This is a genomic window from Enhygromyxa salina (assembly GCF_002994615.1).
In the GTDB taxonomy this organism is placed as follows: domain Bacteria; phylum Myxococcota_A; class Polyangia; order Nannocystales; family Nannocystaceae; genus Plesiocystis; species Plesiocystis salina_A.
Genome location: NZ_PVNK01000111.1, coordinates 1 through 25,488, shown reverse-complemented (window position 1 = coordinate 25,488; position 25,488 = coordinate 1). Strand labels below are relative to the sequence as shown.

The 25,488-nt window shown below is 69.8% G+C and carries 19 protein-coding genes and 1 pseudogene; 9 read left to right on the top strand and 11 right to left on the bottom strand.

Translation table 11 applies throughout. The features are described 5' to 3' along the window. Both ENSA5_RS37415 and ENSA5_RS10580 read left to right on the top strand, forming a co-directional pair. Positions 1-3,674 (top strand): annotated as a pseudogene (locus tag ENSA5_RS37415) (hypothetical protein); the annotation flags it as partial. Between the two features lie 173 nt (positions 3,675-3,847). Continuing rightward, complete coding sequence (locus ENSA5_RS10580; RefSeq protein WP_106391516.1) at positions 3,848-4,219, top strand: hypothetical protein; 372 nt, start codon at positions 3,848-3,850, stop codon at positions 4,217-4,219. An 18-nt stretch (positions 4,220-4,237) separates the two neighbouring features. Here the strand turns inward: ENSA5_RS10580 and ENSA5_RS10575 are convergent, their stop codons facing one another. Next, positions 4,238-5,881 (bottom strand): DUF3556 domain-containing protein, encoded by a 1,644-nt coding sequence (locus tag ENSA5_RS10575; RefSeq protein WP_219906763.1) that lies wholly within the window; start codon positions 5,879-5,881, stop codon positions 4,238-4,240. A 333-nt stretch (positions 5,882-6,214) separates the two neighbouring features. Here ENSA5_RS10575 and ENSA5_RS10570 point away from each other — a divergent pair, with 333 nt between their 5' ends. Together ENSA5_RS10570 and ENSA5_RS10565 are read left to right on the top strand one after the other, a co-directional pair. After that, positions 6,215-6,811, top strand: coding sequence for a cob(I)yrinic acid a,c-diamide adenosyltransferase (locus tag ENSA5_RS10570; protein ID WP_106391515.1), 597 nt, complete (start codon positions 6,215-6,217; stop codon positions 6,809-6,811). Beyond that, a complete protein-coding gene (locus ENSA5_RS10565) occupies positions 6,811-7,023 on the top strand; it encodes a hypothetical protein (RefSeq protein ID WP_106391514.1) in 213 nt (70 codons plus the stop codon). The genes ENSA5_RS10570 and ENSA5_RS10565 overlap by 1 nt, the downstream gene beginning before the upstream one ends. Here the strand turns inward: ENSA5_RS10565 and ENSA5_RS10560 are convergent. The 3 genes from ENSA5_RS10560 to mqnB are packed head-to-tail and all read right to left on the bottom strand — an operon-like array spanning position 6,987 to position 10,202. Next, positions 6,987-8,663 (bottom strand): alkaline phosphatase D family protein, encoded by a 1,677-nt coding sequence (locus tag ENSA5_RS10560; protein ID WP_106391513.1) that lies wholly within the window; start codon positions 8,661-8,663, stop codon positions 6,987-6,989. The two genes, ENSA5_RS10565 and ENSA5_RS10560, sit on opposite strands and share 37 nt — an antisense overlap. Positions 8,664-8,681: 18 nt before the next feature. Continuing rightward, positions 8,682-9,551, bottom strand: coding sequence for a 1,4-dihydroxy-6-naphtoate synthase (locus ENSA5_RS10555; protein ID WP_106391512.1), 870 nt, complete (start codon positions 9,549-9,551; stop codon positions 8,682-8,684). A 6-nt stretch (positions 9,552-9,557) separates the two neighbouring features. Further along, the gene (gene mqnB / locus ENSA5_RS10550) at positions 9,558-10,202 is read right to left on the bottom strand and encodes a futalosine hydrolase (protein ID WP_181197610.1); all 645 of its coding nucleotides are present in this window, start codon (positions 10,200-10,202) and stop codon (positions 9,558-9,560) included. Positions 10,203-10,234: 32 nt separating this feature from the next. On the opposite strand from mqnB, the gene ENSA5_RS10545 reads away from it, so the two are divergent. Further along, the gene (locus ENSA5_RS10545) at positions 10,235-11,758 is read left to right on the top strand and encodes a dihydrolipoyl dehydrogenase family protein (protein ID WP_106391510.1); all 1,524 of its coding nucleotides are present in this window, start codon (positions 10,235-10,237) and stop codon (positions 11,756-11,758) included. A gap of 17 nt (positions 11,759-11,775) precedes the next feature. Here the strand turns inward: ENSA5_RS10545 and ENSA5_RS10540 are convergent, their stop codons facing one another. The 4 genes from ENSA5_RS10540 to ENSA5_RS10525 form a co-directional block, all read right to left on the bottom strand. Next, positions 11,776-12,384: a hypothetical protein gene (locus ENSA5_RS10540; protein ID WP_146155550.1), complete on the bottom strand. Its 609-nt coding sequence runs from the start codon at positions 12,382-12,384 to the stop codon at positions 11,776-11,778. A 289-nt stretch (positions 12,385-12,673) separates the two neighbouring features. Continuing rightward, positions 12,674-14,041 carry a dihydrolipoamide acetyltransferase family protein gene (locus ENSA5_RS10535; protein WP_106391508.1) on the bottom strand — a complete coding sequence of 456 codons (1,368 nt, stop codon included), beginning with the start codon at positions 14,039-14,041 and terminating at the stop codon, positions 12,674-12,676. Between the two features lie 9 nt (positions 14,042-14,050). Beyond that, positions 14,051-15,034 (bottom strand): pyruvate dehydrogenase complex E1 component subunit beta, encoded by a 984-nt coding sequence (locus ENSA5_RS10530; protein WP_106391507.1) that lies wholly within the window; start codon positions 15,032-15,034, stop codon positions 14,051-14,053. A gap of 1 nt (position 15,035) precedes the next feature. Next, positions 15,036-16,061, bottom strand: coding sequence for a thiamine pyrophosphate-dependent enzyme (locus tag ENSA5_RS10525; RefSeq protein WP_106391506.1), 1,026 nt, complete (start codon positions 16,059-16,061; stop codon positions 15,036-15,038). 253 nt (positions 16,062-16,314) lie between these two features. On the opposite strand from ENSA5_RS10525, the gene bioB reads away from it, so the two are divergent. Continuing rightward, positions 16,315-17,364 (top strand): biotin synthase BioB, encoded by a 1,050-nt coding sequence (bioB, locus tag ENSA5_RS10520; RefSeq protein WP_106391505.1) that lies wholly within the window; start codon positions 16,315-16,317, stop codon positions 17,362-17,364. An 825-nt stretch (positions 17,365-18,189) separates the two neighbouring features. Further along, on the top strand, positions 18,190-19,179 hold the full coding sequence (locus ENSA5_RS10515) for a hypothetical protein (RefSeq protein ID WP_106391504.1): 990 nt from the start codon (positions 18,190-18,192) through the stop codon (positions 19,177-19,179). 535 nt (positions 19,180-19,714) lie between these two features. On the opposite strand, the gene ENSA5_RS10505 is transcribed toward ENSA5_RS10515, so the two are convergent. The 3 genes from ENSA5_RS10505 to ENSA5_RS10495 form a co-directional block, all read right to left on the bottom strand. Further along, positions 19,715-20,176, bottom strand: coding sequence for a SpvB/TcaC N-terminal domain-containing protein (locus tag ENSA5_RS10505; protein ID WP_106391502.1), 462 nt, complete (start codon positions 20,174-20,176; stop codon positions 19,715-19,717). Between the two features lie 211 nt (positions 20,177-20,387). After that, positions 20,388-21,299 carry a hypothetical protein gene (locus tag ENSA5_RS37410; protein WP_181197609.1) on the bottom strand — a complete coding sequence of 304 codons (912 nt, stop codon included), beginning with the start codon at positions 21,297-21,299 and terminating at the stop codon, positions 20,388-20,390. A gap of 1,009 nt (positions 21,300-22,308) precedes the next feature. After that, entirely contained in the window at positions 22,309-23,643 is a 1,335-nt protein-coding gene (locus tag ENSA5_RS10495) for an FG-GAP repeat domain-containing protein (RefSeq protein ID WP_106391501.1), read from the bottom strand. Positions 23,644-23,813: 170 nt separating this feature from the next. On the opposite strand from ENSA5_RS10495, the gene ENSA5_RS10490 reads away from it, so the two are divergent. Then, positions 23,814-24,605, top strand: coding sequence for a lysophospholipid acyltransferase family protein (locus tag ENSA5_RS10490; RefSeq protein ID WP_146155548.1), 792 nt, complete (start codon positions 23,814-23,816; stop codon positions 24,603-24,605). Positions 24,606-24,700: 95 nt separating this feature from the next. Continuing rightward, on the top strand, positions 24,701-25,488 hold a 788-nt coding region (locus ENSA5_RS10485), incomplete at its 3' end, for a hypothetical protein (RefSeq protein ID WP_146155547.1).

Sequence of the window (25,488 nt, the reverse complement as noted above, 5' to 3'; positions counted from 1 at the left end):
CCGGCCCCGCCGCCGCCGCAGCGTCGCTCGTGTGCGTGGCCCTGTACCTGCTCGGTCGCGCCCTCGACCCCTTGCTGGCCTCGCTCCTGCATCGCCCAACATGGTTCCCCGAGGCCGCGTGGGCCGAGGTCGGGTGGTTCGAGTGGAAGCTGCTCGGCCGGCCCTGGGCCTGGGGCGCGCTGCCCCTCGCCGAGCACCCCGGCCTCGCGCTCTTTGTCCACGTGGTCGTGTGGGCCGCGGTCTGGGCCCTCGTCCGCCTCTTGCTCGACTGGATCTGGGCCGCGGGCCTGCGGTGGAGCGAGCCGACCCGCGGCTTGCCCGGGTACTTCGCCTGGGTCGGATCCTCGACCACCCGCCGGGCCGACAAACGCTTTCGACGCTGGCTCGGCCCGATCGTGACCTTGTTGGTGCCGATCCACGTGCTCGCCGGGATGCGCCTGGCCGAGAACCCGGGCAGCCTCCCGGCCCCCGGCGCCTGGGTGACGGCGGGGCTGCTGCTGTGGACGACCGCCTTTCACCTGCTCGTGACCGGTCGGCCTCCGAGCGCCGAGACCGCCGAGGACGAGCCGGACGCGCCCGAAGATGACGAACAGCAAGACTGGCGCCTGGCCCCGCTCGCGCGCCTCCGCGAGGCCGTCGAGCAGCTGCGCCCCGGCGTCCAGCTCGAGGCCCTCGAGCACCGCGGCGCCGCGCAGGGCCGACGCGCAGACTTCCCCGCCGCGATCGCGCCGCTGGTCCGCGAGATCTTCGAGGATCTGACCGGCGAGCAGCGACCGTGGACGCATCAGGCCGAGCTGCTCGAGCACCTCGGCGAGCTGTGGCGGATGGAGGCCGGGGGTGAGCGCGGCGAGGTCCCGACCCTCCAAGAAGAGCGCGGCGGCTCGATCGTCAGCCAGGCCCAGGGCTCGACGCCCCACGCCCTGGTCCTCGCGCCCGAGGGCTCGGGCCGGACCACGCTGACGCTGCTGGCCGCGCTCCACGTGTTCTTCGATCGCGGCGCGACCTCGCTGATCGTCGTCCGTGATCGCGGCGACGCCACGCGCTGGGCCAAGACCCTCGAGCGCGCCCTCGTCGGCTCGTCCGCGCGCTGGAACGTGCTGGTCTCGGTCGCCGGGGAGGACCTCACCAGCGCGCTGGTCGCCGATCGCACCCCCGCGATCGTCGTCGCCGATCTCGAGGCCTGCGAGTCGGAGGTTCTGTGCGACACCCGGACCGACAACTTCCTCGCCCGGCTCGGGCTGATCGTGGCCGACGACGTCGACGGGTTCACGGGCGTGGCCGAGATGCACCTCCAGCTGTGCATCCGGCGGCTGTGGGCCCTGCTCGACCGACTCCACGAGGCGCCCTACCCGGCCGCGCTCCTGGCCACCGCCGGGGCTGGGGCCAGCGGGATGGACGCCTGGGCCAAGCACGTGCTCGCCGTCCCGATGCGCCTGTTCGGCGACGACGGCTCGCCGAGCCGCGAGCGCGTGCTCCTGCGCCGCCGCGACCTCGTCGACGGCGTCGGCGGCGACATCCCCCTCGCGGTCCTGGCCGCGGCCTGCGACCTCGCCGAGCTGCCCTGGCACCTGCGCCTCGCGGGCGACGGCAAGCGCACCGTTCGGCGCGCCGCCTTCGATCTGGGCGACCTGCGTCGCCACCACCGCGACGACCCCCGCGCGGCCGCGATCGTGATCGTCGAGGGCACCTACCCCGACGTCCGCCGCGAGGCCGACCGCCTCGCCCACGCGGGCGTCGATCTCGATCCCGAGGCCTTCCCCGAGCGCAGCCCGGTCGTGCTCGTGCTCGCGCCCCCCGGCGACGAGGAGATGGTCCTCCACGAAGAGGCCGAGGACGCCGTCCACCGCGAGCTGGTCGCGAGCTTGCCCCGGGCCGTAGCGCTGACCGAGCCCCGCGTCGTCCGTCAGCGCCACTTCGATCGCGCGATCGGACGCGAGCAAGACATGCGAGCGCTGCGCGAGCGCTTCGGCGGGCGCTTCGTCGACGAGACCGTCGCGCAGCTCGGCCCCTCCTTGCGCCTGCGCGAGGTCCTGCACATCGATCCGCTGACCGACGGCATCCTCCCTCAGACCCTGGTCTGCGCGGTCAAGGAGGGCGCCCTCGGCCAGCCGATCGACGCCGCGTGTGTCAGCGACAGCAGCTCGCGCGCGGAGATCGTCGACGCCGGCACCTCCGAGGTCCTGCTGACGATCGACGCCGCGGTCGCGCGCGCCGTGTACCCGCCGGGGCGGATCTTCATCCACCCGCGCGGGCGCTTCATGGTCCTCGACGCCCACGAGAGCGCGGCTCCCGACGAGCGCCTCGACACCCGCGTCGAGATCAGGGCCGAGCAGATCGGCGGACGCGAGCGCACGACCAGCGACCGGACCCTCGCCATCGAACTCGGCGACGCCACGCTGCACTGGAACGATCGCCAGCTCGGCGGGCGCAGGCTCCCGGTCGCGCTGATCCAGGGCCGGGTCATCGAGCGCATCCACGGCGTGCGCCGCTTCGCCCCGGGCCCGACGATGGTCGATCAGCGCATCTACGAGCGCCCGCTCGAGCTTCGCTACGGCACCGACGCTTGCCTGATCGACACCGCGCTCGCCGCCGCCGCGCCCGAGCGCCCGAGCGAGGACGCCCTGATTCCGCTCGCCGCCGCGCTGCGCATGGTCCTGCCCGGCTACCTGCGCGCCGCCACCGAGCTCGTCGACGTCGATCTGGTCGACGTCGACGGTCGCCGGGCGCTGTGCGTGTTCGATCAGACCCCCGGCGGCAGCGGCTTCGCGCGTCACGTCTGCGAGCGAGGCCTGCGCGAGCTGCTCGAGCTCGCGCGCATGGTCCTCGAGCGCTGCGTCGGGGCCGAGTTCGTGCGCCTGCGCCACATCCACGACCGCGCGCCCGACTCGGATCCCGCCCGCTGGCGCGTCGGCGAGGCGCTCGCGTGGCTCGACGGGATCCTCGACGCCCCGCCGCCGCCCCCGGCCGCCGACGACGACGAGCCGCCCGACCTCGCCGGTCCCCGGATCGAGTTCACGCCCGGCGAGGGCGCTGGCGACCTCGGCCGACTCTGGATCTCCCGAACCGGTCGGACCGACGACTTGGTCTGGACCCGTCACAGCTGGTGGTCACCCGCCGCGATCGGCGGGCACCCCCGGGGCAAAGTGTTCTTCGACGTCGCCGTCGAGCGCCCGGCGATCGCCGCCGCCCGCCGCCGCGCGATGAGCCTCGCCGGTCAGCTCGTGCTTCGGTCCGAGCGCCTCGACCTCGACTCCAGCGAGACCCACGAGCACATCCTGGCCGCGGACCGCAGCGCGCTCGAGCCGATCCGCGCCCGCCTCGCGCAGCTGTGTGGCGACGCGCTGATCGAGAGCATTTTGGCCCTCGTCGCCGCGATCCCGATCAGCCCCCGGCCGATGACCGTCGCCGATCGCGGCCCGCTGGTCGTGCTCGCCCGGCGCCGGGCCGACCTCGACGCCAAGCTTCTGCTCGCCTGCGCGCTGCTGCCGGTCGAGGCCCACGCGAGCGTGGTGACGGGGCCCGACGAGCAGGGCTGGCTGCGGGTCGACCATGGCCACAGCGAGGGCGAGGCGGGCAGCGTGAGGACCTGGGCCCTCGATGGTCCACGACCCGTGCTCGTCGACAACGAGCCCGCGCAGCGGGCGACCATGGTCCTCGACCTCGGCGCCGAGTGAGCACGACCGTCGGCCTGCGTACCGCGCGCTGACCGAAGAAGCATGTTGCAAACCATCCAATTGCGCATAAAATTCATGCGCTTAACGCGATCCCTGGCCAAATGTCACAGTCGTGTTACAACTGTGACGCTGACGCAACCTGGGATTCATCCCTCCGCGCAAAGGGCACGACCATGAACGACCAAACCAACGCCGACCCCAAGACCCACGGCCTCGACGCCGCCTTCGACGAACTTGAAAAGGTGCTCGGTCCGGAGGGATGGCGCGTCTATCGCAAGCGCGACAAGGTCAAGGCTCGATGGCGCTGGTACAAGGTCACGCTGAAGTACCAGCCCAACCACCCCGTGGCGCCCTGGCGCGCGCGCATGCGAGACGGCTTGCCGGTGATGGAGAAGCGCGACACCGATCCCCTCGAGGCGCTGCGCCCGATCATCGCCCACGCGATCGAGAGCGCCCGGTTCTGCGAGGGTCGGCTCGGGCTGCTTCGCAACCCATCGAAGAGCTACCTCGGCCACCGGCTCCTGCGGGCCGTACGCCCGCGCTGACAGGTCCGCTCTTCGTCCTCAGCCTGGCTCCCACGGCTGGCGCGAGCGCATCTCGCTGACGCTCAGCTCGCCGTGGTCGATCAGGCCCGCCTTCGCGTCCACGACCCGCCACTCCTGTGTCCCGCGCCCAAAGGGCTGGGCCTCGACGAACACACAGCGCAGCTCGCCAGCTTCGAACTCGCACTGCTCCTGCACCGCCCGCAGCAGCTGGTCTTGGTGCAGGTGCCCCTCGCCGAAGTTCCAGCCCAAGACCAGACCCGCGATCACCTCGCCCTCGGCGTACTCGTAGTCCTCGATATTCTCCACGGCCCGCGGCAGCAGCACAGGTAGCGCGCGCCCGTGCAGGTGCATCATGCGAAAGGCCAGGACCTTCGACACGAGCCCGACCGCCGTCTTGCGATCGTAAAACAGCGCGAGCTGGTCGTGAACCCAGCCCGAGCTCTTGACCAGCGAATCGAGCTTTCGGTAGCTCTCGCCCCGAAACAGCCAGACGCTGTAGGGCCAGTTGCCCGCGTAGTAGCGCATCGCGACCAAAAACGAGACCGCCCGCGGCACGAGGTTGCCGAGCAGCGGCAAGACCACGAGCATCACGATCAGAAACACCGCGAGCGCAGGCGGCTCGGTGTCGAGGATCGTGACCTCCGGGTGGGCCCAAAACAGCGCGAACCCGCCGTACACGACCATCACGTTCCACTCGATCGGCACCCCCATCGGCACGTTGCTGGTGATGTAGCCGTGGAGCATCAGCATCAGGACCATGCCGACGATCAGCCAGGTCCCGCCGGGCGCAAACAGCAAGATCAGCGGCACGCCGAGCTCGAGCGCGGTCCCGGCGTGGGCCATGATCGCGGCGAGCTTCGACGGCCGCAGATCGTCCGGATAGCTCCGATACATCCGCTCGCGCAGCCAACGAAAGCGCGTGAACGGGCTGTTGCTGGTCATCACGCACACCACCGATGCAAAGTGGTGGTTGAGCTTCGAGAACCCCGCCCAAAACCACAGCGCCAGCTGCACGGCCTTGGCCCCCGCGATCCAGTTGCCCGCGAACGCGAACACCACCAGCGTCGTCCAGTAGTGCTCGCCCCGCGCGATCAAAAATAGGGTCTTGTCGAGCACGCCGAGCAGCGGCATCACCACGACCAGGGCCAGCAATTGCTCGGGCAGGATCTGCGGCGAGACCAGGGTCCAGATCGCCAGCCACAGCGCCGCCGCGTAGAGCGTGGCGTCGACGGCCGTCCGCCGGGTGCCGCCGATCAGCGGCGCGCCCTCGAACATCGGCAGCTTGGTCGTGCCCGGGCGCAGGAAGTACAAGAAGCCCCCGACCGGCGGCATGTAGCGGGCGGTCAGCGGCCCGCTGCCGCAGCCGAGGCCGAGCATCTCAAACAGCAGGCTCCAGACGATCGCCTTCTGAAACGCGATCGGATCGAGCCACCAGGTCGAGATCGTGCGCAGATCCCCAAGCCCCGGCGTGAACGAGCAAAACAGCGCCCACATCCCGACGTAGAACGCGACCTTGATCGCGTAGACCGAGTAGACCGCGATCGGGGTCCCGTAGCCTTGGATCGCCCAGGCCTGGCAGGCCTGCCGAGCCCGCTCGCCGAAGGGCTGGCGTTCCCATTCCAGCGGGTCGTAGGGCGGCGGTTGGGGATCGAGCAGACCCATGTCAAGCGAGGATGCCCCATGCCCCTGCCCCGAATGAAATCTTCTCGAGCACGATCCCTGGCAGGCCGCGTCTTTAGCCCTGAATCAAGCGCTGCGCGCTCGACTCAGGTCTCCTCAGCCGATCTCCCTCCTCGGCCAGCGGATCGAAGCCGCGCGGCTTCACCGCGCCGGGCACGGACCCCTTCCAGGAGATCATGGTGGATCCGCCACCTGAGCGCCCCGCGCCGAAGCGCCACGATCCCTTCAGCGACGAGCAGCGCGAGATCGACCCGAGTCACCGGATCTCGCGGACCCCTTCGCAAGGGGCGGCTGAGTGCCTATCCTCCCGCCGCAGTGGTCTACATCTCCAAGGTCTACACGCGCTTCGGTGACGAGGGACAAACCATGCTCGCCAGCGGCGACACGGTGTCCAAGAGCTCGGCGCGAGTCCACGCCTACGGCGAGGTCGACGAGCTCAACGCCGTCATCGGGCTCGTCCGACTCGAGCTCGGACGCGACCCCGAGGCCGCCAACCATGAGCCTTTTCGCGCCGCGCTCGACGCCGAACTCGCGCGGATCCAACAAGAGCTGTTCAACCTCGGCTCCGAGCTCGCAACCCCCGCCGCCGCCGACGGTGGCGCGCGCCTGAAGGTCGAGGCCCACCACATCGAGGCTCTCGAGCAGTCGATCGACCGCTACAACGAGCTGCTCGAGCCCCTGCGCAGCTTCATCCTCCCCGGCGGCGGACCGACCGGGACCGCCGCCCACCTCGCGCGGACCGTGTGCCGCCGGGCCGAGCGCATGCTCGTCGGCCTCGCCCACGACGAGCCGATCCGGGGTGAGGCGCGTCGCTACCTCAACCGCCTCAGCGACTGGCTGTTCGTGATCGCGCGCGCGACCGCGGCCCGCTTCGGCTACGACGAGGTCCTTTGGGATCAGGAAAACACCTGATGGAGCTCAAGAAATATCGCTACGAGTTCCCGCCGATGGAGGCCCACTTCGTCGAGGCTCCGTCGCCGCGCGCGGTCGTCGAATTCCTCAAGCGGACCTACCCCCACAACTGGGACGAGGTCCTCCCGACGATGGTCGAGATCCCCGAGTGGCCGCGCTACTGGAAGACCCTCGATCAAGACGGGCGCCCGCTGCCGCCGAACAAGTCCTGAGCCGGACTCGTGCGCTGCGACCAGCCCCCGCCGCCCTGCGTGCTGAAGTAGTACTGGTCCGGGACCTCGGCGCCCTCCCGGAACAGGTTGAAGCGGAACGCCCCGTTGGCCTGGACCGAGACGATCGAGAAGTTGCGCGCGGTCACGACCTCGTCGACCCGGCCCGAGAAGGAATTGCGCAGCACGTGCTCGCCCCGAACGAGGTAGCGGACGAAGTGGGCCGTGAGGCCGCTCGGCGCCTCGTGGGCGATCGCCGAGGACACGCCCTGGTGGATCCGCGCCGCGCTCTCGCCGTCGAGTAAGAAGCGCGGGTCGTCGCACAGGATCTCACCGACCGTCCCAACGTGGACGTCGCCGCTGAGCAGCAGCACATTGGCGCCGGTCGCCTGGCGGAGGCGAAACAGCTTGCCGAGCAGCCGGGCCTGATCGTTGCGGTTGGACCGGCTCGACCAGTGATCGACGATGTCGTCGTGGAGCTCGGTCGAGTTCGGGACCAGGTACTCGACCGCGCCTGAGATGTGCGAGACCGGGACCGCGCTGACCACGACGACCTGGCGGGGCTTGCGGCGCTCGAGCTCGGCGAGCTCGGCCGCGAACCACGCCCACTGCCGCTCGCCGAGCACCGCCGAGGGCGTGCGCGAGTTGATGTTTCGCTGGCTGCGGAGATCGAGGACCACGAACGCGACCTCGCCGACCATGAACGAGAACGCCCGGTGGCCCTCACGCTCGCACCTGGCCGCCTCGGACAGCGGCTCCTTCGGCGCGAGCGCGAACTGAAACGCGTCGAAGGCCCCGGCCGCGGCCTCGAAGAACTTGCGCTGAGCCGGCTTGTCCTCGTCGCCGCAGGAGCCCCAGCCGTCGTAGATGTCGTGGTCGTCCCAGGTCATCAGACACGGCACGTGCCCCATGAAGGTGCGCAGCTCCGGGCGCCGCCAAAACGCCCGGTAGATCCGCTCGTAGCGGTCCGGGAGCGCCTCCAGGAAGGCCATGCCGCGGGCGAGGTCGACGGCGTCGAGGTCCTGGTCGCGGCCTGGATCGCTGGGGTCGAAGTCCGGCCCCCACTCGCGCAGCCACTCCTCGCGGATCACGTCGGCGTAGATCTGGTCGCCGCCGAGCAGCGCGAAGTGCAGCTCCGGATCCTCGACGGCCTCCGACAGCAGCCGCTTCCACATGTCCGTCGGCCGGCCGCCGCGGGGCGGCTTGTGCAGCCCGTTGCACGAGTGAAAGCTGAACTTGAAGGCCTCGGGCGAGCGCGGCAGCGTCCGCAGCGAGAAGGGCTGACGCGAGGCGAAGCCCCCGGCGACGTCGAGCGGCGCGTCCTCGGGCACGACCTCGTAGAAGTAGCGCGTGTCGGGATCGAGGCCCGGGACCACGAACACCGCCGTGGCGTAGGCCCCGTACTCGCTGACCGGAAACCGGCGCACGGGCCCGAGGGTCTCGACCGGCCCGTAGCCCTGGCGCGCGTGGTCGAAGCGGACGCCCTCGACGGCCTCGGCGATGCGCAGCTCGAGCATGCCCTGGTGCTTTTCGAAGGGCTGCGCGAGCACGCGGACCTCGGCGTCGGTGGTGAACCCGACGATCGGACCGAGGATCAACCAGTCACAGGCCCGCTCGCGGATCTCGGCCGATGGGTCAGGCATCGGCCAAATCTTAGACCCTCAGCGCCAGCAGGTGCGAGCCTCGGGCAGAAAGCCGCTCGCGCGTCCGCGCCGGAGCAGCTCGTCGATCGCCGCCCGACCCTCGTCGCCGAGCTCGACCGAGAAGCGGTTGACGTAGAGCTCGATGTGGCGCCGACAGACCTCGTCGTCGAGCTCCTGGGCGTGCTCGCGGATCCACGCCCGCGAGCGCTCGGGCGCGGCGAAGGCCAGCTCGACCGAGCGCCGCAGCCCATCCTCGACCGCGTCGACGATCGCGGGCGCGAGGCTCCGCTGGGCGCAGATCATGCCCAGGGGGATCGGCAGCCCGGTCGCGCGCTCCCACGAGACCCCGAGATCCGCGAGCTCGACGAGCCCGTGCTCGGCGTAGGTGAAGCGGCTCTCGTGAATGATCAGCCCGGCGTCGACCTGCCCGGCCGCGACCGCGGGCATGATCTGCTCGAAGCGCATGACCCTGAGGTCGAGGGCCTCGCCGGGCGCGGCCTCCGAGAAGAAGGTCCGCAGGAGCAGGTGCGCCGTCGTGTACTCGCCCGGGATCGCAACCGCGCGTCCACGCAGCGCACCGAGCCCGTCGAGCTCGCGGTCCGCGTCACGGCGGACGACCAGCGGCCCACACCCACGCCCCAAGGCCGCGCCCGCGCCGAGGACCGCGTAGCGATCACACAGGTGCCCGAGCGCGCTGGCCGACAGCTTGGTCACGGGCAAGGGTTGGCCCGCGGCGCGCCCGAGCGCGCGGAGGTTGAGCGCCTCGATGTCGGCGATCGCCGGGCGAAAGCTCAGCCCCGGGACCTCGACGTCGCCGGACATCAGCCCGTGAAACATGAAGGTGTCGTTGGGACAGCTCGAGAAGCCGACGTCGAGTACCTCGGACATGCGCCCCTAGATAACACCCTCGGATCGCAAGCGGGCGAGGGCCTGGCGCAACTCCACGAGGGCCCCGTCGAGATCCCAGCCGCCCTCGCTGCGGTCCCCGGTCCGATTGCTGACGACCCGCAGCTGAGCGAAGGGCACGCCGAAGCGCCGACACACCGTCGCGACCGCCCCCCCCTCCATGGTCTCGACGACCGCGCCGCTCCGCGCGGCGTAGGCTTCGGACAGCGCGTCGGTCCCCGCGCCCGTGCTGACGGTCGCGCCGGGCGCTTGCGGGCAGCCGAGCGCCGCCGCGATCCGCTCGCTCAGCTCGCGGTCCGCGTGAATCGGACCGCGCTCGCCGAGCCCGAGCCCGGCGAGATCCAAGAAGCCCTCGGGCGTCGCGACCCCCTCGTCGGCCATGACCTCGCTCGCAACCACGCACAGATCGAGCACACCGAGCGCCCTGAGCCCGCGCCGCAGGTGCCGCGCCGGGTAAGCCCCGCACACGCCGAAGAGCACGAGCGCGTCCGGCCGGTCTCGCGCGAGCGCGGCGCTGAGCTTCATCGCCGCGGCGACCTTGCCGACGCCCAGCTCGAGGGCGTCGAGATCCCCGAGCTCGCGGTCGAGCACCGCGCCCTCGCGCGGGGCCGCGTAGGCGAGCAGGGTCGGCACGCGCCCGAATGTACACGTGATAGGCTCCCGCCGTGCCTGACTTCGAAGTCTGCGTGATCGGGGGCGGTCCCGCCGGGTTCGCGGCGGCGATGCGCTGCTGGGACTTTGGCAAGCGCGTCGCCCTGGTCGAGAAGGGCCCGCTCGGCGGCGCTGGCGTGTTCAACGGCGCGCTGTCGAGCAAGACCTTCTGGGAGCTGTCTCGCGACTACCGCAACGCCCGCCGCCTCAACCGCGGCTACCGGGCCGACAACGTCGAGGTCGACTTCGATCGCGTCAGCGCCGTCGTCGATCAGGCCTGCAGCGAGAAGACCCGCCAGATCGCCCGCCAGCTCGAGGCCCTCGCCGAGCCCCGGCCCGGCTGCCCGGGCAGCATCCGCCACTATCGCGGCGCCGCGCGCTTCCTCGATCCGCACACGATCCACGTCGAGGGCACGGGCGCGGGCGAGAGCCGGCGGATCAGCGCCGAGAACTTCATCATCGCAACCGGCTCACGCCCCCGCGAGCTGCCCCACATCGCGATCGACGGCGACTCGATCATCACCTCCGATCACATCGGCACCCTCGAGGCCTTCCCCCGCTCGCTGGTCATCCTCGGCGCGGGCGTGGTCGGCTGCGAGTTCGCCACGATCTTCGCCAATTTCGGGCGCACCAAGGTCTACCTGATCGACCGCGCCCCGCGGATCCTGCCCTTCGAAGACGCCGACATCGCCAACCTGTGCGCGACCAACCTCGAGGCCGCCGGGGTCACGATCCATCACCAGGCCAACCTGATCTCGATGGAGCACATCGACGACAGCCACGGCGGCGTCGTCGAGTACACGATCGAGCACGCGACCGGCGGGCGCGAGACGATCCAGGTCGAGAAGGCGCTGATCTCGGTCGGCCGCGTGCCCAACACCGAGTCCCTCGACCTCGACAAGGCCGGCGTCGAGCAGGCCGAGCGCGGTCACATCATCGACCACGACACCCGGACCAACGTCCCGCACATCTACGCCGTCGGCGACGTGACCCTCGACATCGCGCTGGTCAACGTCGGCGAGATCGAGGGCCGCCACGCGGCCGAGCGGATCTGCGGCCTCCACGACAGCAAGCTGAGCTACGACAACCTGGCCACGATCATGTTCTTGGCCCCCGAGGTCGCCGCGATCGGCCTCAACGAGCAGACCGCCCAGCAGCGGCGCATCCCCTACCGCGTCGGCGTCTACGACTACAGCCTCGTCAACCGGGCGATCGCGATGCGCAACACCGAGGGCTTCGTCAAGCTGCTGATCAGCGACGACGAGGAGATGAAGATCCTCGGCATGCGCGCGCTCGGAACCCACGCCTCGACCACGCTCGAGGCCGTGTCCTTGATGATCCAGCACGGCCGCTCGGCCCGCGAGCTCGCGGAGCTCTACCACCCGCACCCTGCGATCACCGAGGGTCTTCAGGACTGCGTACGGATGCTGCTCGGCACCTCAATCTACAAGCCGAGCGTGTTCCAGTCGGAGCTGCGTCTGTCTCGCGTCCACTATGACGAAAACGAAGCCGCAGCCGCAGCCGCCAAGGACGACTGATCAACCTCGCCGCGGGATCAGAACTGAAGCTGGAGTCCGCCCGCGTCGGCCGACAGGCGCAGCTGGCGATTCGCGCGGCCGAACTTGATCGCGCCCGCGGTCCCGAGCACGAAGCCGCCGGCCTGGATGACCCCGAGGAAGCCCGTGAACAGGCCGCCGGTCGCGCTGTCTGCACGAGGGATGGCCATGAAGGGCCCGGCGACCGGGATCAACATGCGTTGCCCGTAGGTCCCGGTGCCCCCGACGTCGGAGGCGAGGTCGAGCGAGATCGTGCCGATGAGGGCCGAGATCAGGTAGCTGGTCCCGAACAGCGTGTACCCGGAGATCGTCATGCCGAGCCCCGAGTTGCGCTGGTGCTTGAGCGCGGCGACCCGGGGATCCACGATCATCGGCGAGGGCGCCGAGGACCCGGGGATCGCCGGTTGGTAGGCGGGCGGCGGCGGAGGCTGGGGTGCCGCGGGGGGCGGTGTGACGACGATGATCGGTGCGTCGGTCGAGCCGTCAGCGGGCCCCTCGGCCTTGGCCTCGCTGGACGTCAGCGCAGCGGGGAGCGCGAGGGCGGCGCTGAGGCCGATCGCCAGGGGGAACTTCAGCGGGGCGCAGGGCATCGATCGAGTCCGGGTCATCACATCCCTCTCTACACCGAGAGTCTTAGCATGGGTTGGCGGCGGCGCGTATGTGGGATTCGGCCACGCGCAGCAGTGTTGCGAGCTGCAACGTTTTTTGATCGTCGAAGCGGCGTGGGTCGGCTCCCCGCCCGGGTGCGGGGCTGGTGCGTACGGTGAAGCCACCGCGTGCAGCCTCGTCGGGCCTGTCGAAACCCCTGCGCTCGAGGCCAACGATTGCGCCCAGCGCGCCGACCGCCCGCGCCAAACTACGCGGAGCGAGCGAGTCGAAGCCCGAGTGACCCTTCGATCAGGCCGGGGCCGACACGGGGTCGGTGAGCAGCCTGATCGGGTTCTCGAGGTAAGCCTGAACCACGTTGAGCCACTGCGCCGCCACGGCCCCGTCGGTGACCCGGTGATCGGCGGAGATCGTCATCTTCATCCGCCTGCGCACGACCACCTCGCCGTCGACGACGACCGCCCGCGGCTCGATCGCCCCGACCGCCAGGATGCCCGGCTCACCGGGGTTGATGACCGCGGCGAACTCCTCGATCCCGAACATCCCGAGGTTGCTGACGGTGAAGGTCCCGCCGCTCATCTCCTCGGGGCGCAGCTGCTTGGTCCGGGCGCGCTTGCCAAAGTCGCGCGTCTCCCTGGAGATCACCTCGAGGCTCTTTTGGTCGGCGTAGCGCAGGACCGGGACGAGCAGCCCGTCGTCCACGGCCACGGCCACCCCGACGTGCACGTCGCCCCGGCGGATGAATTCATTGCCGGCGAAGCTCGAGTTGACCGCCGGGAGGTCGCGCAACGCGCGCGCGACGGCTTTGACGATCAGGTCGTTGAACGAGATCTTCGTCCCGTCGATCGCGAGGTTGTACTCGGACCGAAAGACCACCGCGCGCTCCATGTCGACGTCGAGCGTCAGGTAGTAGTGCGGGACCTCTTGCTTCGCCTCGGTCATGCGCCGGGCGATCGCCTTGCGCATCTGGCTGAGGCGGACGCGCTCGTCGGGCCGCGAGACGTAGGGTCGGCCCCACGCGTCGGTGTCGGCGCTGAGCTCGCCGGCGACGGCCGCGGGCCTGGCTGGAGCGGTGCCCTCGGCCGCGGCGCGCTCGACATCGGCCTTGATGACCCGCCCGTGCGGCCCGCTGCCCGGGATCGACGCGAGGTCGAGCCCGTGCTCGCGCGCGAGCCTGCGCGCGATCGGTGAGGCGGGGATGCGCTGGTCCGCGGGGTCGATCGTCACCGCCTTGGCCGGCTGGGCGACGCGGGGGGCGGCCTCGGGCGCAGGCGCGGGCTCGGGCTCGGGCTCGGGCGCAGCAGCTTCGGCCTGGGCCTCGGCGTCAGCCTTGGCTTCGGCCGCGGCCTGCTCGGCGACCTCGGCCGCGCTCGCGCTCCCGCTCCCGCCGAAGGACTCGAGCGCGCCCTTGGGATCCTCGCCCTGCTTGCCGAGCACCGCGATCGCGGCCCCGATCGGCAGCGGCTCGCCCTCTTCGGCGACGAGCGCGAGCACGTAGCCCGAGTCGAAGGACTCGAACTCCATCGTGGCCTTGTCGGTCTCGATCTCGGCGATGACCTGGCCGCGCTTGATCTTGTCGCCGAGGGCGACGCGCCACTTGGCGACGACGCCCTCTTCCATGGTGTCGCTGAGACGGGGGAGTTCGACTACGGTAGCCATGGCAGGGTCTCAATCGAGGTAGGCGACCTCTCGCAGGGCCGCGTGGATGTCCTCGGGCTGGGGGATGCTGAGGTGCTCGAGGTTCTCGGCGTAGGCGAAGGGCACGTCGTCGTAGCAGACCCGCGCGACCGGGGCGTCGAGATGGTCAAAGGCCTCGCGCTGGATGAGGTCGACGAGCTCGCCGCCGACGCCGCCGTAGGGCCAGCCGTGATAGGCGATCACGGCCCGGTTGGTCTTCTTCACGCTGGCGATCACGGCCTCGGTGTCGAGCGGCCGCAGCGTGCGCAGGTCGATGACCTCGGCCGACAGCCCGCTCTCGGCCTGGGCCAGCTCGGCGGCCTTTTGCGCCGTCGGGACCGACTGGCCCCAGCAGATCAGCGTGACGTCGTCGCCCGGGCGCTTGATGTCGGCCTTGCCGATCGGGATCAGGTACTCGTCCTCGGGCACCTCGCCGCGGACGCCGTACATCAGCTCGGACTCGAAGAAGATCACCGGGTTGGGGTCACGGATCGCCGACTTGAGCAGGCCCTTGGCGTCGTAGGGGGTCGCCACGGACACGACCTTGAGGCCCGGGATGTGGGCATAGAACGCGTCGAAGGCCTGGCTGTGGGTCGAGCCGAGCATGTGCGCGGCCGCGTTGGGGCCCCGAAACACGATCGGGACCGAGAACTGGCCACCGGTCATGTGGTGGATCTTGGCCGCGTTGTTGATGATCTGGTCGAAGGCGACGGCCGAGAAGTTGAAGGTCATGAACTCGATGATCGGCCGGAGCCCGACCATCGCCGCGCCGATGCCGACGCCCGAAAAGCCCGTCTCGGTGATCGGCGTGTCGACGACTCGCTTCTCGCCGAATTCCTCGATCAGCCCCTGCGAGCACTTGTAGGCGCCCTGGTAGTGGCCGACCTCCTCGCCCATCAAGAACACGCGCTCGTCTCGCGCCATCTCTTCGCGCATCGCGTCGCGGATCGCCTCACGGATCTGTAGCGTCGGCATGTCAGGCGTCTCCCCGGGTCTCGGAGTCGATCATGATGTTTGCGAAGCGGTGCTCGGGCTCGGGTTGCGGCGAGCTGTCGGCGAACTCGGCGGCGGCGTCCATCTCGGCGATGATCTCGTCGTCGATCGCGTCGACCTCGTCCTCGCTGAGGCCGTGGATCTCCTGCACGGCCCGGCGGACCTGCTCGAGCGGGTCGCCCGCGCGGAAGGCCTCGAGCTCGCCCTTGCCCCGGTACTTGGCCGGGTCCGACATGCTGTGCCCGCGAAAGCGGTAGGTCAGGATCTCGACCAGGGTCGGCTGCGACTCGTCCCGGGCCCGGCGGATCGCCTCGCCGAGGCGGTCGCGGACCTGGAAGGGGTCGGTGACCGTGAAGCGGTCGCCGGCGAGGCCGTAGCTGGGCGCGCGGGTCGTGATGTCCTCGACCGGCAGCGTGCGCTCGAGCGGCGTGCCCATCGAGTAGCGGTTGTTCTCGACCACGAACACGATCGGGAGGTCCCAGAGGCCGGCGAGGGTCATGCCCTCGTGGGTCGGGCCGATGCCGACCGCGCCGTCGCCGAGGAAGCACAGCGTGACCTGCCCGTCGCCCGTGTACTTCGAGGCGAAGGCGTGCCCGGTCGCGACCGGGACATGGTTGCCGACGATCGCGTAGCCGCCCCACATCCCCCGCTCGCGGTCGAAGAAGTGCATCGATCCGCCGATCCCGCCGACGAGCCCCGTCTTCTTGCCGTAGAGCTCGGCCATGCACGCGTTGGCGTCGCAGCCCTGGGCCAGCGCGAAGCCGTGGTCGCGGTAGGTCGAGACGATGCGGTCGCCCTCGCGCATGGCCAGGTTGGTGCCGATCGCGATCGCCTCTTGGCCGATGTAGAGGTGCAAGAAGCCGCTGATCTTGCCGCGGGTGTAGCCGCGGGCCGCCGTCTCTTCGAAGCGGCGGATGCGGAGCATCTCGCGAAACGCGTGAAGGGTCTCGTCCTTGCCGGCCGAACTCAGGGTCTCGGGCAGCGGGGCGTCCTTGTCGGGCAGATCCATGGCAGTCTCGCTCGCCGCCGCCCCGTCGAGCGGCCGATCGCGCCGGGACCCTAACATCGGCCGACTGGGCGTCCTAGCCGCCCGTGGTGCAATGCCTCACGCCACCTCGCTTGGCCTCCTCGTCGAGGGCTCCGTCGCCAGAACTTGGAGTGGGCCCGCGACAGCCTTGCCCCACGAGCTGCGAGCAGGCTGCCAGTGTGAAGGTGGCTTTGCGCCTGTAACCCGGGACCTCGGCCTTGCTATACATCGCCCGATGACCCAGCCACCCAGCCCCGCCGCCGTCGCCGATCAGATCCTGGCTGGCAACGAAGCCGCGCTCGACGAGGCCACGCTGGCCGCTTGGCTCGGCGGCGACAGTTCGATCTGGGACCTGATGGCCGCCGCCGACCGCGTCCGCCGCTCTCGCTTCGGCGACAAGGTCCACCTGTGCTCGATCGTCAACGCCAAGCAGGGCGGCTGCACCGAGGACTGCGGGTTCTGTTCCCAGTCCAAGCACTTCGAGACCCACATCTCGCCGCAAAAATTCTTGACCAGCGACGAGATGGTCGCGGCCAGTGAGAAGGCCCTGTCGCAGCGGGCCACCGCGCTCGGCCTGGTCACCGCGACCCGCGGCATGGACGACGGCGACAAGACCCTCGACCACATGGTCGAGGCCGTCCGCGCCGTCCGCGACGCCGGCCACACCGAGGCCCACGCGAGCCTCGGCTTCGTCGACGAGCCTGGCCTGCGCCGGCTCAAGGACGCCGGTCTGACCGAGCTCAACCACAACCTCGAGACCGGGCGCAGCTTCTTCTCGGAGATCGTCACCAGCCACAGCTACGACGAGCGGATCGAGACGATCCGCTCGGCCAAGCGGCTCGGGCTGCGGACCTGCTGCGGCGGGATCTTTGGCATGGGCGAGGCCGCCGAGCACCGCGCCGAGCTGGCCATGACCCTGCGCGAGCTCGACGTCGACGAGGTCCCGCTCAACTTCTTGGTCTCGATCGAGGGCACCGCGCTCGAGCGGGCCGAGCCCCTCGAGCCGATGGAGATCCTGCGCGTGATCGCCTGCTTCCGGCTCGCGCTGCCGAGGCAGAACATCTTCATCGCCGCCGGGCGCATGCACCTTGGCCAGCTGCTGCCGATGATGTTCTCGGCCGGGGCGAGCGGGATGATGGTCGGCGACTTCTTGACCACGCCGAATCGCGGGGTCGAGGATGATCTGCGCATGCTCGAGGAGCTTGGGTTGGAGACTCAGGTCTGCGGTGACGAGCGGCCCGAGCTGGCGCCGACGCCCCGGCGGCTGCCGGTGCTCGCCAGCTGAGCGCGGCCGGGCCGGCCGACGAGAACGACTCCCCGTCCGGCTCCTCCCTCGCGGGAACGCCTGTCACCTACTCCCAGAGGTCAGCGTCAGGCCAAGTGTCGTCGAATGCCTCCACCACGGTTTCGAGGTATCGGCCAAAGCTGGACGGAGGGCCGTCTTGTGCCTAGCAGCCCTTGCGCGTCATCTTCTGCGACGCGGACCAACTCATCTACACGGTCCTTCAAGGTCCGAAAGAGGTCCCGACTCCGAGTGGCCGATTCGGTCTTTGGATTTGAGTGACGGCGGGATCGCGCGAGTCATCCCGCCGTCGTATATTGGTTCGGCGGGGTTGAGCCACGGGTCGAGCGGTGGATCGCCTGGGCTTCGGTGGTCGAAATTTGGCGCGAGCTTGTGACTCAAACGTGCACGGAGGGCCAACTCGGGCTCGGCCGGGCCGGCCGTCGACAATGACTCCCCGTCCGGATCCTCCCGAATCGCCTGTGCTCGCGGAGCAACTCAGGCCCCGAGCCGGACCACGTTGCTGAAAGGACTCCCCGCCCGGTCTTCTCCACTAACTCTCGCGTAGCAGTACCCCGGCACCAACGATGTTCCCACTCGCCGCCGTCAACAAGACATCGGCTGCCCACATAGCATCGATGGATGGAGTCTCGCGACCATACGTCTCGATCCGAACGACGATTACCGGAGTCTTGATCCCGTCAAGAGGTCCGGACTCCGAGTCACCGATTCGGTCGTTGGATCAGAGGCTCCTCCAAGACGGGCCAGCCCGCGCAGAAATGATCAGAAACTCTGCAACAAGGCCGTCCGCGGGCCGATGACCTCTGCGTGGCCACGTCCGCGCACAAGCAAGCCAGCGCCGACCGTCGGGAGACCAACCGCGCCCGAGGCGCCGCGCGTGGCTACGAACGTGTCCGCGCGCGGCCGATCTACGCCGGCCGTCGCTACAAGATCAACCGCCGCTGCATAGGCCGAATGATGCTGTTCGCGCCGGGCGCTCATCCAGCGGAGCTCGCCAACTTCATCGGCTATTGCCTCGCTCACAACGCTGAACGCTATGGCATTCAAGTCCACGCGAGCCTGTGGATGTCCGACCACCACCACACGGACGTGACCGACCCCGATGCCAACCTGGTCCCGTTCAAGCAACAACTCCACAGTGTGGTGGCCCGTGCCCGCAACGCCCGATTGGGCCGATTCGACAGCGTGTGGAGCGGCGACGATCCCTGCGATACCGGTCGATCGAGTGACGACGAGTCGCTGATGGATCTCGTCTACACGCTCACCAACCCCGTCAAGGCGGGGCTCGTCAAGTGGTCGCGGCTGTGGCCGGGGTTCACCACGATCGGCTGGCGCTTCGGCGAGACCCGGACCTTCAGGCGGCCTGATTGGTTCTTTGACGCGGCCGGCGACATGCCCGAGGAAGTGTCGCTGACCTTGGTCCGGCCGCCGATCTTTCCAGAGCTCGACGACGACGCGCTCTATGCCAAGTTGATGGAAGCGGTCCGCGAGCGCGAGCTCGAGATCCACCGAAGCATGCGTCGGCGAGGACGGCGGTTCATGGGACTGCGCAAGCTTGCCCGGCAGCGCTGGAGCTGTGTGGCCAAGAGCGTCGAGGAGCGGTTCACGGTCGCGCCCAAGCATGCGGCCTCGAGCAAAGGGCGGGTGCGGGTGGAGATCGCGCGAGACCGTGAGTGGGAGCGACAGTATGCGGCGGCGAGGGCGTTGCTGCTGGCCGGGAAGCCGGCGGTGTTTCCTGCGGGCACGTACTGGCTGCGGCGCTTCGCGGGTGTCAGCGTGGCCGGGCAGGCTCCGTAGCGGGCGGACAATTGAGTGACGGCGGGGTCGCGCGAGTCATCCCGCCGTCGTGTATTGGTTTGGCGGGGTTGAGCTACGAGTCGAGCGGTGGATCGCTTGGATTTTTTGGCTTCGGTGGTCGAAATCTGGCGCGAGGTTGTGACTCAAACGTGCGCGGAGGGCCAACTCGGGCTCGGCCGGGCCGGCCGACGACAATGACTCCCCGTCCGGATCCTCACTCGCATAGCCCTGATGCCCGCAGCCGGGAGAAGAGTGCGGACATCGCGGTTTGCATGGCCTGTTCTTGGGTCGCGGCTGTGCCCCTGCCCTCGAACACCCTCAACACCGCACAGGCCAGAATAGCAGTCTCTGCGTTGAGCATGCCTCCGGTGTCCGGTTCGGGATCGTACATGTGTGCGGTAGCGATCGCCAGCCAAGAGTGAGGGCCCATGACCCCGTCAGCCGGCGGGTTTTCAAGGTAATACGCAGTAATCTGACAAGTGATTCCCGGCCGCCCAAGTTCTACTTTTCGCATGTCAGTCCTCGATTCTCAGGGCTAATGTCGAGCCCGGCAGGCCGCCCAGATCGCGGGCACGCCCAGCATCCACCCGAGCCCCCAGGGCCCGTCGCCCTGCGCCGAGCCGTAGCTGAGCGCGAGGCTGGGCCCAAGCCCGCCGCGGCCCGGAGACGTGGCGACGGGCACCGAGGTTGAGCCGGTCCCCGTAAAGGGGTTCGGCGAGAACTTCTCGCCGATGCTCCGCAACGCGCCGCCACCGGTGGGCAGCGAGATCGTCGGCGCGAAGGTCGACAGCGGATCCGCAGCCTGATCGCCCGCGCCACCAAAGGGCGAGCGATACACCTGCGCGTAGGGGTTCGGATCATCCTTCTGCCCCGCACCCGGCGCGTCCCGACCCGGGAACGCCCCCGCGTTGAAGGGCTGCCGCGGCTGCGGACCCTCGATCGGCAGGGAGGACCCCGAGGTCAGCCCAGGCCGTATTCTGCGTTTGTCGTCGCTCATGACGCTTCCTCGTGGTGTAGCGAAAAGTCAGGCCCAGCCAGCCTCACCGAAACCTATCAGCCTGCAGCTGCGCCAGCTTGGGTCCGTCGCAGCCGAAGTACGCTGTTAAAAGGGTGCGAACATTGGCTGCGCCGAGGGGCTCGTCCCCCGGCGAGGGCCCTTCGATCCCTGGACTCGTGGCAGCTGTCACGAGCCCAGGCGACCCGACAGCTCAGGCCTCGTCCTCACCCTCGATCGGCGCGGCCTCGGCGGCCTCGTCGGCCTCGTCGGCCTCGTCGGCCTCGTCGGCCTCGTCGGCCTCGCTCGCCTCGTCGAGCTCGACGAGGCCCTCGCCGAGCAACTCGTCGTCGGAGTCGGGCCCGACCCGGGACATCCGCTCGCGCAGCAAGGTCAGCGCGCGCAGGGCCTCGTCGACGATCTCGAAGGTCTCGGGCTCGTCGTCGTCGAGCAGGGTCTCGACCGCGTTCTTGTAGCGATCGACGTGCCAGCGCAGCTTGTTGCGCAGGGTCCGGAAGTTGTCGCGGGAGCCCTGCTCGCGGCTCATGCGAGCGCTGACCATGTTCTCGTAGTGGACCTGGCAGCCGGTCAGCAGCGCGAGCATCTCGGGGCCGACGACCGCCTCGATCTCGGGCTCGAGCTCGTCCTCTTTGATCAGCCGCAAGCGCGCGGACATCGACTCGGCCTGATCGACGAAGGAGCTGCGCACGAACTGAGTCCCGCTCGCGCCGAACAGCCGCTCGTGGAGCTTGCGAGCCCGCTGCGCCCGGGCTCGGATCTCGGGCAGGCCAGCCTCGACCTGGAGCTCCTCGGGCATCGCGGCGAGGCCCGGGTGGGCGCCGGCCTCGGCCCAGCCCTCGAGCAGCTTGCGAAACCACACCCACCACACGTCGGTCCCGCGATCGAACTCGACCTCGCTCGCAATGATCTCGGGGTTGTCGTCGCGGATCCGCGCGGTCACGGCGGTGTCGACCTCGCTCACGCAAGCGCCGAGCTTGGCCGCGGCCTTGTCGATCGTCGGGGTCGTGAGCGTCGGCTTGTCGCGCAGCAGGGTCTTGCCGAGGCGGGCGATGACCTTGAGCGATGCGTTGGGGACTCGGCTTCTGTCGACGGTGTAGAAATTCATCGATCGACAAGCTAGTCGCCGCGCTCGGATCGACAACTGCGATTTGGTCGCGTGAGTCGAAAAAAATCCGTGATGATTTCGTGTCCCAATTTGGGCCGCTTTTGATTCCTCATAGCGGAATTGTTCAAGTGTCACTGTGATGAATGGCGATGAGGTGCGAACCCGCGCCTGTGCTCGCGGAACCTGCGGCCTCGGCGCGGCCTGCCTCTCGATCATCCGCGGATCGCGCAGCAATGCGCGTGTCGCGGCAGGGCGAAATCGCACAATTCGAGCCAGCTCGACACTCCCAGGTACTCCAGACCATGAATTTCTTGGGTCCAGCATGCCTGAATCGAGCCCTGGGGTGGTCGACGCTCGCTCCGGACAGACCACCAGGGACCGCGGGTCTCGGATCCTGCCCGTGCTTCGCGCACGGCTGTCAGCTCAGATCGAGCGACCCACGGCGGCGCGGCGCTCGCGAGCATGCCCCAACATCGACACACTCGAGCGCGCCATGCCCCGAGGCATGCCCGGATCGCGTGCATTGGAGTCGCGGAGAGTTCCCGGACTGTCGGCATTCGAGATCCCTCGACTCGCGCTCGCTCGCGGCGATGTTCGAGCGTCGACACACGCAACTGCAGTATCCACCCCCGGGTGTCCACAGCGAGGCGCGCTCGACCTCGGCGAGCTCGTGGCGAGCCCCGGTCCACCGGGCGCTCGCTCGCGGGTGCCCGGCGGTGACGGCCGCGAGCGGATCACTCGCGGCCGGGCGCGGCGGGGGGCTGCGGCCGTCGAGCTCCTCGGTCAGGGCCGAGGCTCGCGAGCGTGGCGCGATCGCAGCGCCTCGCGTGGGGCCAAGCTCGCCGCAACCCGGGAGCGAGGCGCGTGTGATCCGGGCGAACTCGCGAGCCTGAGCCGATCGAAGCTGCTGACGCGCAAAGATGCGGCGATGGATGCTGCAGTTGTGTGGGACGGCCTGCGAGCTCCCAAGGCGGGCTCGCGTCGGCCCTCGCCGGCCCCTCGCCCGCGATCAGATGTGCGAGATCACGACCCCAACCGTATCCGACAGCTGATTCGCCCACGCGATGTCGAGCTGCCCATCGAGGTTCAGATCGCCGAGCTGCAGCGACACCGGCCGCGACCCCGTGCCCCACCAGCGCACCAGCTCGAACGCCCCATCCTCGACCTGCAGCCACAGCTCGATCCGGTCGGCGTCCAAGCACCCAACCACCAGGTCGCTGGCCCCGTCGTTGTTCATGTCGCCGATCGCAACGGACTGCGGCCCCTCGCAGACGTCGATCTCGGTCCGCGGCGAGAAGCCCCCGAGCGAGTTGCCGAGCAGCAGCGCGACCTTGTTGACGCTCGACTCCGAGACCGCGAGGTCGAGGTCGCCGTCCATGTTGAGATCGCCGGCGACGATCCAGCCCGGCGTGCCCCCGAGCGGGTACTCGACGCGCTCGGGGAAGGTCCCGTCGCCGCCGCCGTGGAACACGACCACGCGGTCGCCGTTGAGGCTGTCGGACACCGCGGACGCGAGGTCGAGGCGGCCGTCGTTGTCGAGGTCGACGAGCTTGGCGTGCTCGGACTGCCCGGTCCCGACGTCGAGGGTGTACATCCAGTCGACGCCGCTGGCCCCACCTTGGAGCAGCGCGACGCCCGAGGGCGTGTTGACGATCAGATCGTCGAGCCCGTCGCCGTTGAAGTCGCCCGACTCGATCGAGCTGGCGATCGACTCGACCCCGACCCCGCTGGCCGCGGCGAAGCCCATGGTCCCGCCGCCCCCGGACCCGCCCCCAGATCCACCGAGGTTGCGCAGGATGTAGGCGGCCTCGGCCTCGAAGTTGGCGGTCGCGATGTCGACGCGCCCGTCACCGTCGAAGTCGCCGACGGCGAGGCCGACGGGCAGCTCGGCGCCGGCGTCGTAGGCCTGGGTCGGGGCGAACTTGCCGTTGCCGTAGCCGCGCAAGACGTTGGCCACGTCGGGGGCGCCCGGGTACAAGAAATTCGAGTTCGGCACGGCGAGATCGGGGCGGCCGTCGTCGTCGAAGTCGGCGATCGACAAGGCGCAGGGGTCGATGCCCGCGTCGAGATCGTCGGGCGGCTGGACCTGGCACAGCTCGCCGGGGGTCAGCTCGCCGTCGTAGCAGCTCTCGCTGATCGATCCGCCGCTGTTCGGATCTTCACCGAGGTCGTTGTTGCCCTCGTCGTCGCCGCCGTCGGGACCCGAGCCGGCGGTCCCGAAGGGCTCGCGGTCCTCGAGCTCGACGAGGCGGCCGCAGCCGGCGGCGAGCAGCAACGCGCTGGACAGCAGCCCGGCGCTGAGACCGAGGCGGGCAAGGATCGTCGAAGCTTGGGCTTGGGTCATGTCATCGGCTCGTTTCAACCAGGGCGTGCGGGTCAAGGGTCTCACTCGGGGAGCTGCTTCGCCAGGGGGCTGCGCGGGGACCGGGGGTCCGACTTGGCCTCGGGACTCCAGCGTGAAATCATCCGGCGCCGGGTCGCTCTCGGACCTGGATCCACCGCCCCTCCCCTGCCGTGCCCCGATTCCTCCGTATCCCGCTGTCCGGACTCGCGTTTTTGGTCTTTTACGGCGGCGCCGCCGTCATCGCCTGGATCTTGCTGCCGCTGAAGCGGCGCCGGATCCGGCACCTCCCCCCGGCCGAGCAACGCGAGGCGCTGGATCGCTTCATGATGCGCTGCTACCGGTTCTCGATCGAGTTCATGAGCGCGCTCGGGCTCATGCACTTCTCGCTGCCGGACTTCGAGCGCGCCGAGCTGCCGCCGCCGCCGTGGGTGATCGTGGCCAACCACCCCTCGCTGCTCGACGTGCTGTTCATCAAGGCCGCGCTCCCGGGCGTGGCGGTGCTGGTCAAGTCGGCGCTGTTCAAGGCCCCGTCCCTGCGCCGGCTGTTCGAGGCCAGCGGCGACTTCAAGGGGCCCGAGCAGCGTGACCAGAGCTTCGGCAGCACCGCCGTGCTCGACATCTTCGTCGACTGCCTTCGGTCGGGCCGCTCGGTCCTGGTGTTCCCCGAGGGCACCCGCTCGCCGGCCTGGCGGATGCATCGCTTTCGTCGGGGCGCGGCCGAGGCCGCGATCCGTGCGGACGTGCCGATCGTGCCCGTGTTCGTGATCAGTGACCCGCCGACGCTCAAGAAGGGCGACAAGTGGTACGACATGCCCTCGCGGGTGCCACGCTTCGAGCTCGAGCTGCTGCCCGCGATCAACCCCAAGGGCCGCAGCTCGCGCGAGCTGACCGCCGAGCTCCGCGATCAGCTCGCCGAGCGGCTCGAAGCCGCGCGCATCGCCGCGACCAAGCGGCCTCGCTGAGGGTCCGGGCTGCACCTGGGGTCAGTCCGCGGAGCCGCCGATCGGTTCAATCGGACAGTTTCGTCGCGACGCTGTCCGGGCGACTATCGCAGCTGGTGACGCGCTCACGGACACTCGCCGGCCTCGCCTGCGTGCTCGGCTGCCTGCCGCCTGCCACGATCGAGACCCCCGTCGAGCCCGCGCTGATCCCCGCCGCCGCGGGCGAGCTCGCCGCGCGTGAGTGCCGAGCGCTGATCACCGAGCGCGGTGACCGGGGCCCGCGAACCCACGAGCTGCGCTGGGACAGCGCCGAGCTCGAGCCGATCACCGCCCAGCCCGGCCTCGTCGTCGGGACCGCGGACGAGCTCTTCGCCCTTCGAGTCGAGCGCGTGCCCGTCGATCCGACCAGCCTCTACGGTGAGGCCGGCCGCGGGTTGAGCTGCGAGCAGGACCTGATCTCGGCCCGGCGGCTGCCGGAGGGCGTCAGCCAGCCCCTCGCCGAGGCCCTGCCCGCGTGCGTCGGCGAGTTCGAGGGCGAGCGGGTCGAGGTCGCGTCGAGCCTGCGCCTGCTGTCTGCGATGGGCCCGCTCCTGGCCTGGCGGACCCAGACCGAGGGCTTCGAGCCGGGCCCGATCGGGCTCCTTCGTCATCTCAGCCTCGACCTGCGCACGGCCGAGCTCGCCCGCGCCGAGGACTGGCTCCCGGGCCCGAGTCAAACCATGGCCCTGGCTGAGCCCGAGCGGAGCACCTGCGAGCTCCGCGACGCGCCGCGCGAGCTCGCCGAGCTCCGCGGCTTCGCGCTGGTCTGGGACGCCGTCGCGCGGGTCCGAGTCCGCGTCGGCTACAGCTGCTGCTCGTGGGCCCACAACCGATCGATGTGCGAGCTCGACGATCCCCTCCCCGC

Bases quoted from the DNA above. Each gene is read 5' to 3' on its own strand.
- ENSA5_RS10580 (WP_106391516.1), top strand. From the start codon at position 3,848: ATGAACGACCAAACCAACGCCGACCCCAAGACCCACGGCCTCGACGCC.
- ENSA5_RS10575 (WP_219906763.1), bottom strand. From the start codon at position 5,881: ATGGGTCTGCTCGATCCCCAACCGCCGCCCTACGACCCGCTGGAATGG.
- ENSA5_RS10565 (WP_106391514.1), top strand. From the start codon at position 6,811: ATGGAGCTCAAGAAATATCGCTACGAGTTCCCGCCGATGGAGGCCCAC.
- ENSA5_RS10560 (WP_106391513.1), bottom strand. From the start codon at position 8,663: ATGCCTGACCCATCGGCCGAGATCCGCGAGCGGGCCTGTGACTGGTTG.
- ENSA5_RS10555 (WP_106391512.1), bottom strand. From the start codon at position 9,551: ATGTCCGAGGTACTCGACGTCGGCTTCTCGAGCTGTCCCAACGACACC.
- ENSA5_RS10540 (WP_146155550.1), bottom strand. From the start codon at position 12,384: ATGACCCGGACTCGATCGATGCCCTGCGCCCCGCTGAAGTTCCCCCTG.
- ENSA5_RS10535 (WP_106391508.1), bottom strand. From the start codon at position 14,041: ATGGCTACCGTAGTCGAACTCCCCCGTCTCAGCGACACCATGGAAGAG.
- ENSA5_RS10530 (WP_106391507.1), bottom strand. From the start codon at position 15,034: ATGCCGACGCTACAGATCCGTGAGGCGATCCGCGACGCGATGCGCGAA.
- ENSA5_RS10525 (WP_106391506.1), bottom strand. From the start codon at position 16,061: ATGGATCTGCCCGACAAGGACGCCCCGCTGCCCGAGACCCTGAGTTCG.
- bioB (WP_106391505.1), top strand. From the start codon at position 16,315: ATGACCCAGCCACCCAGCCCCGCCGCCGTCGCCGATCAGATCCTGGCT.
- ENSA5_RS10505 (WP_106391502.1), bottom strand. From the start codon at position 20,176: ATGAGCGACGACAAACGCAGAATACGGCCTGGGCTGACCTCGGGGTCC.
- ENSA5_RS37410 (WP_181197609.1), bottom strand. From the start codon at position 21,299: ATGAATTTCTACACCGTCGACAGAAGCCGAGTCCCCAACGCATCGCTC.
- ENSA5_RS10495 (WP_106391501.1), bottom strand. From the start codon at position 23,643: ATGACCCAAGCCCAAGCTTCGACGATCCTTGCCCGCCTCGGTCTCAGC.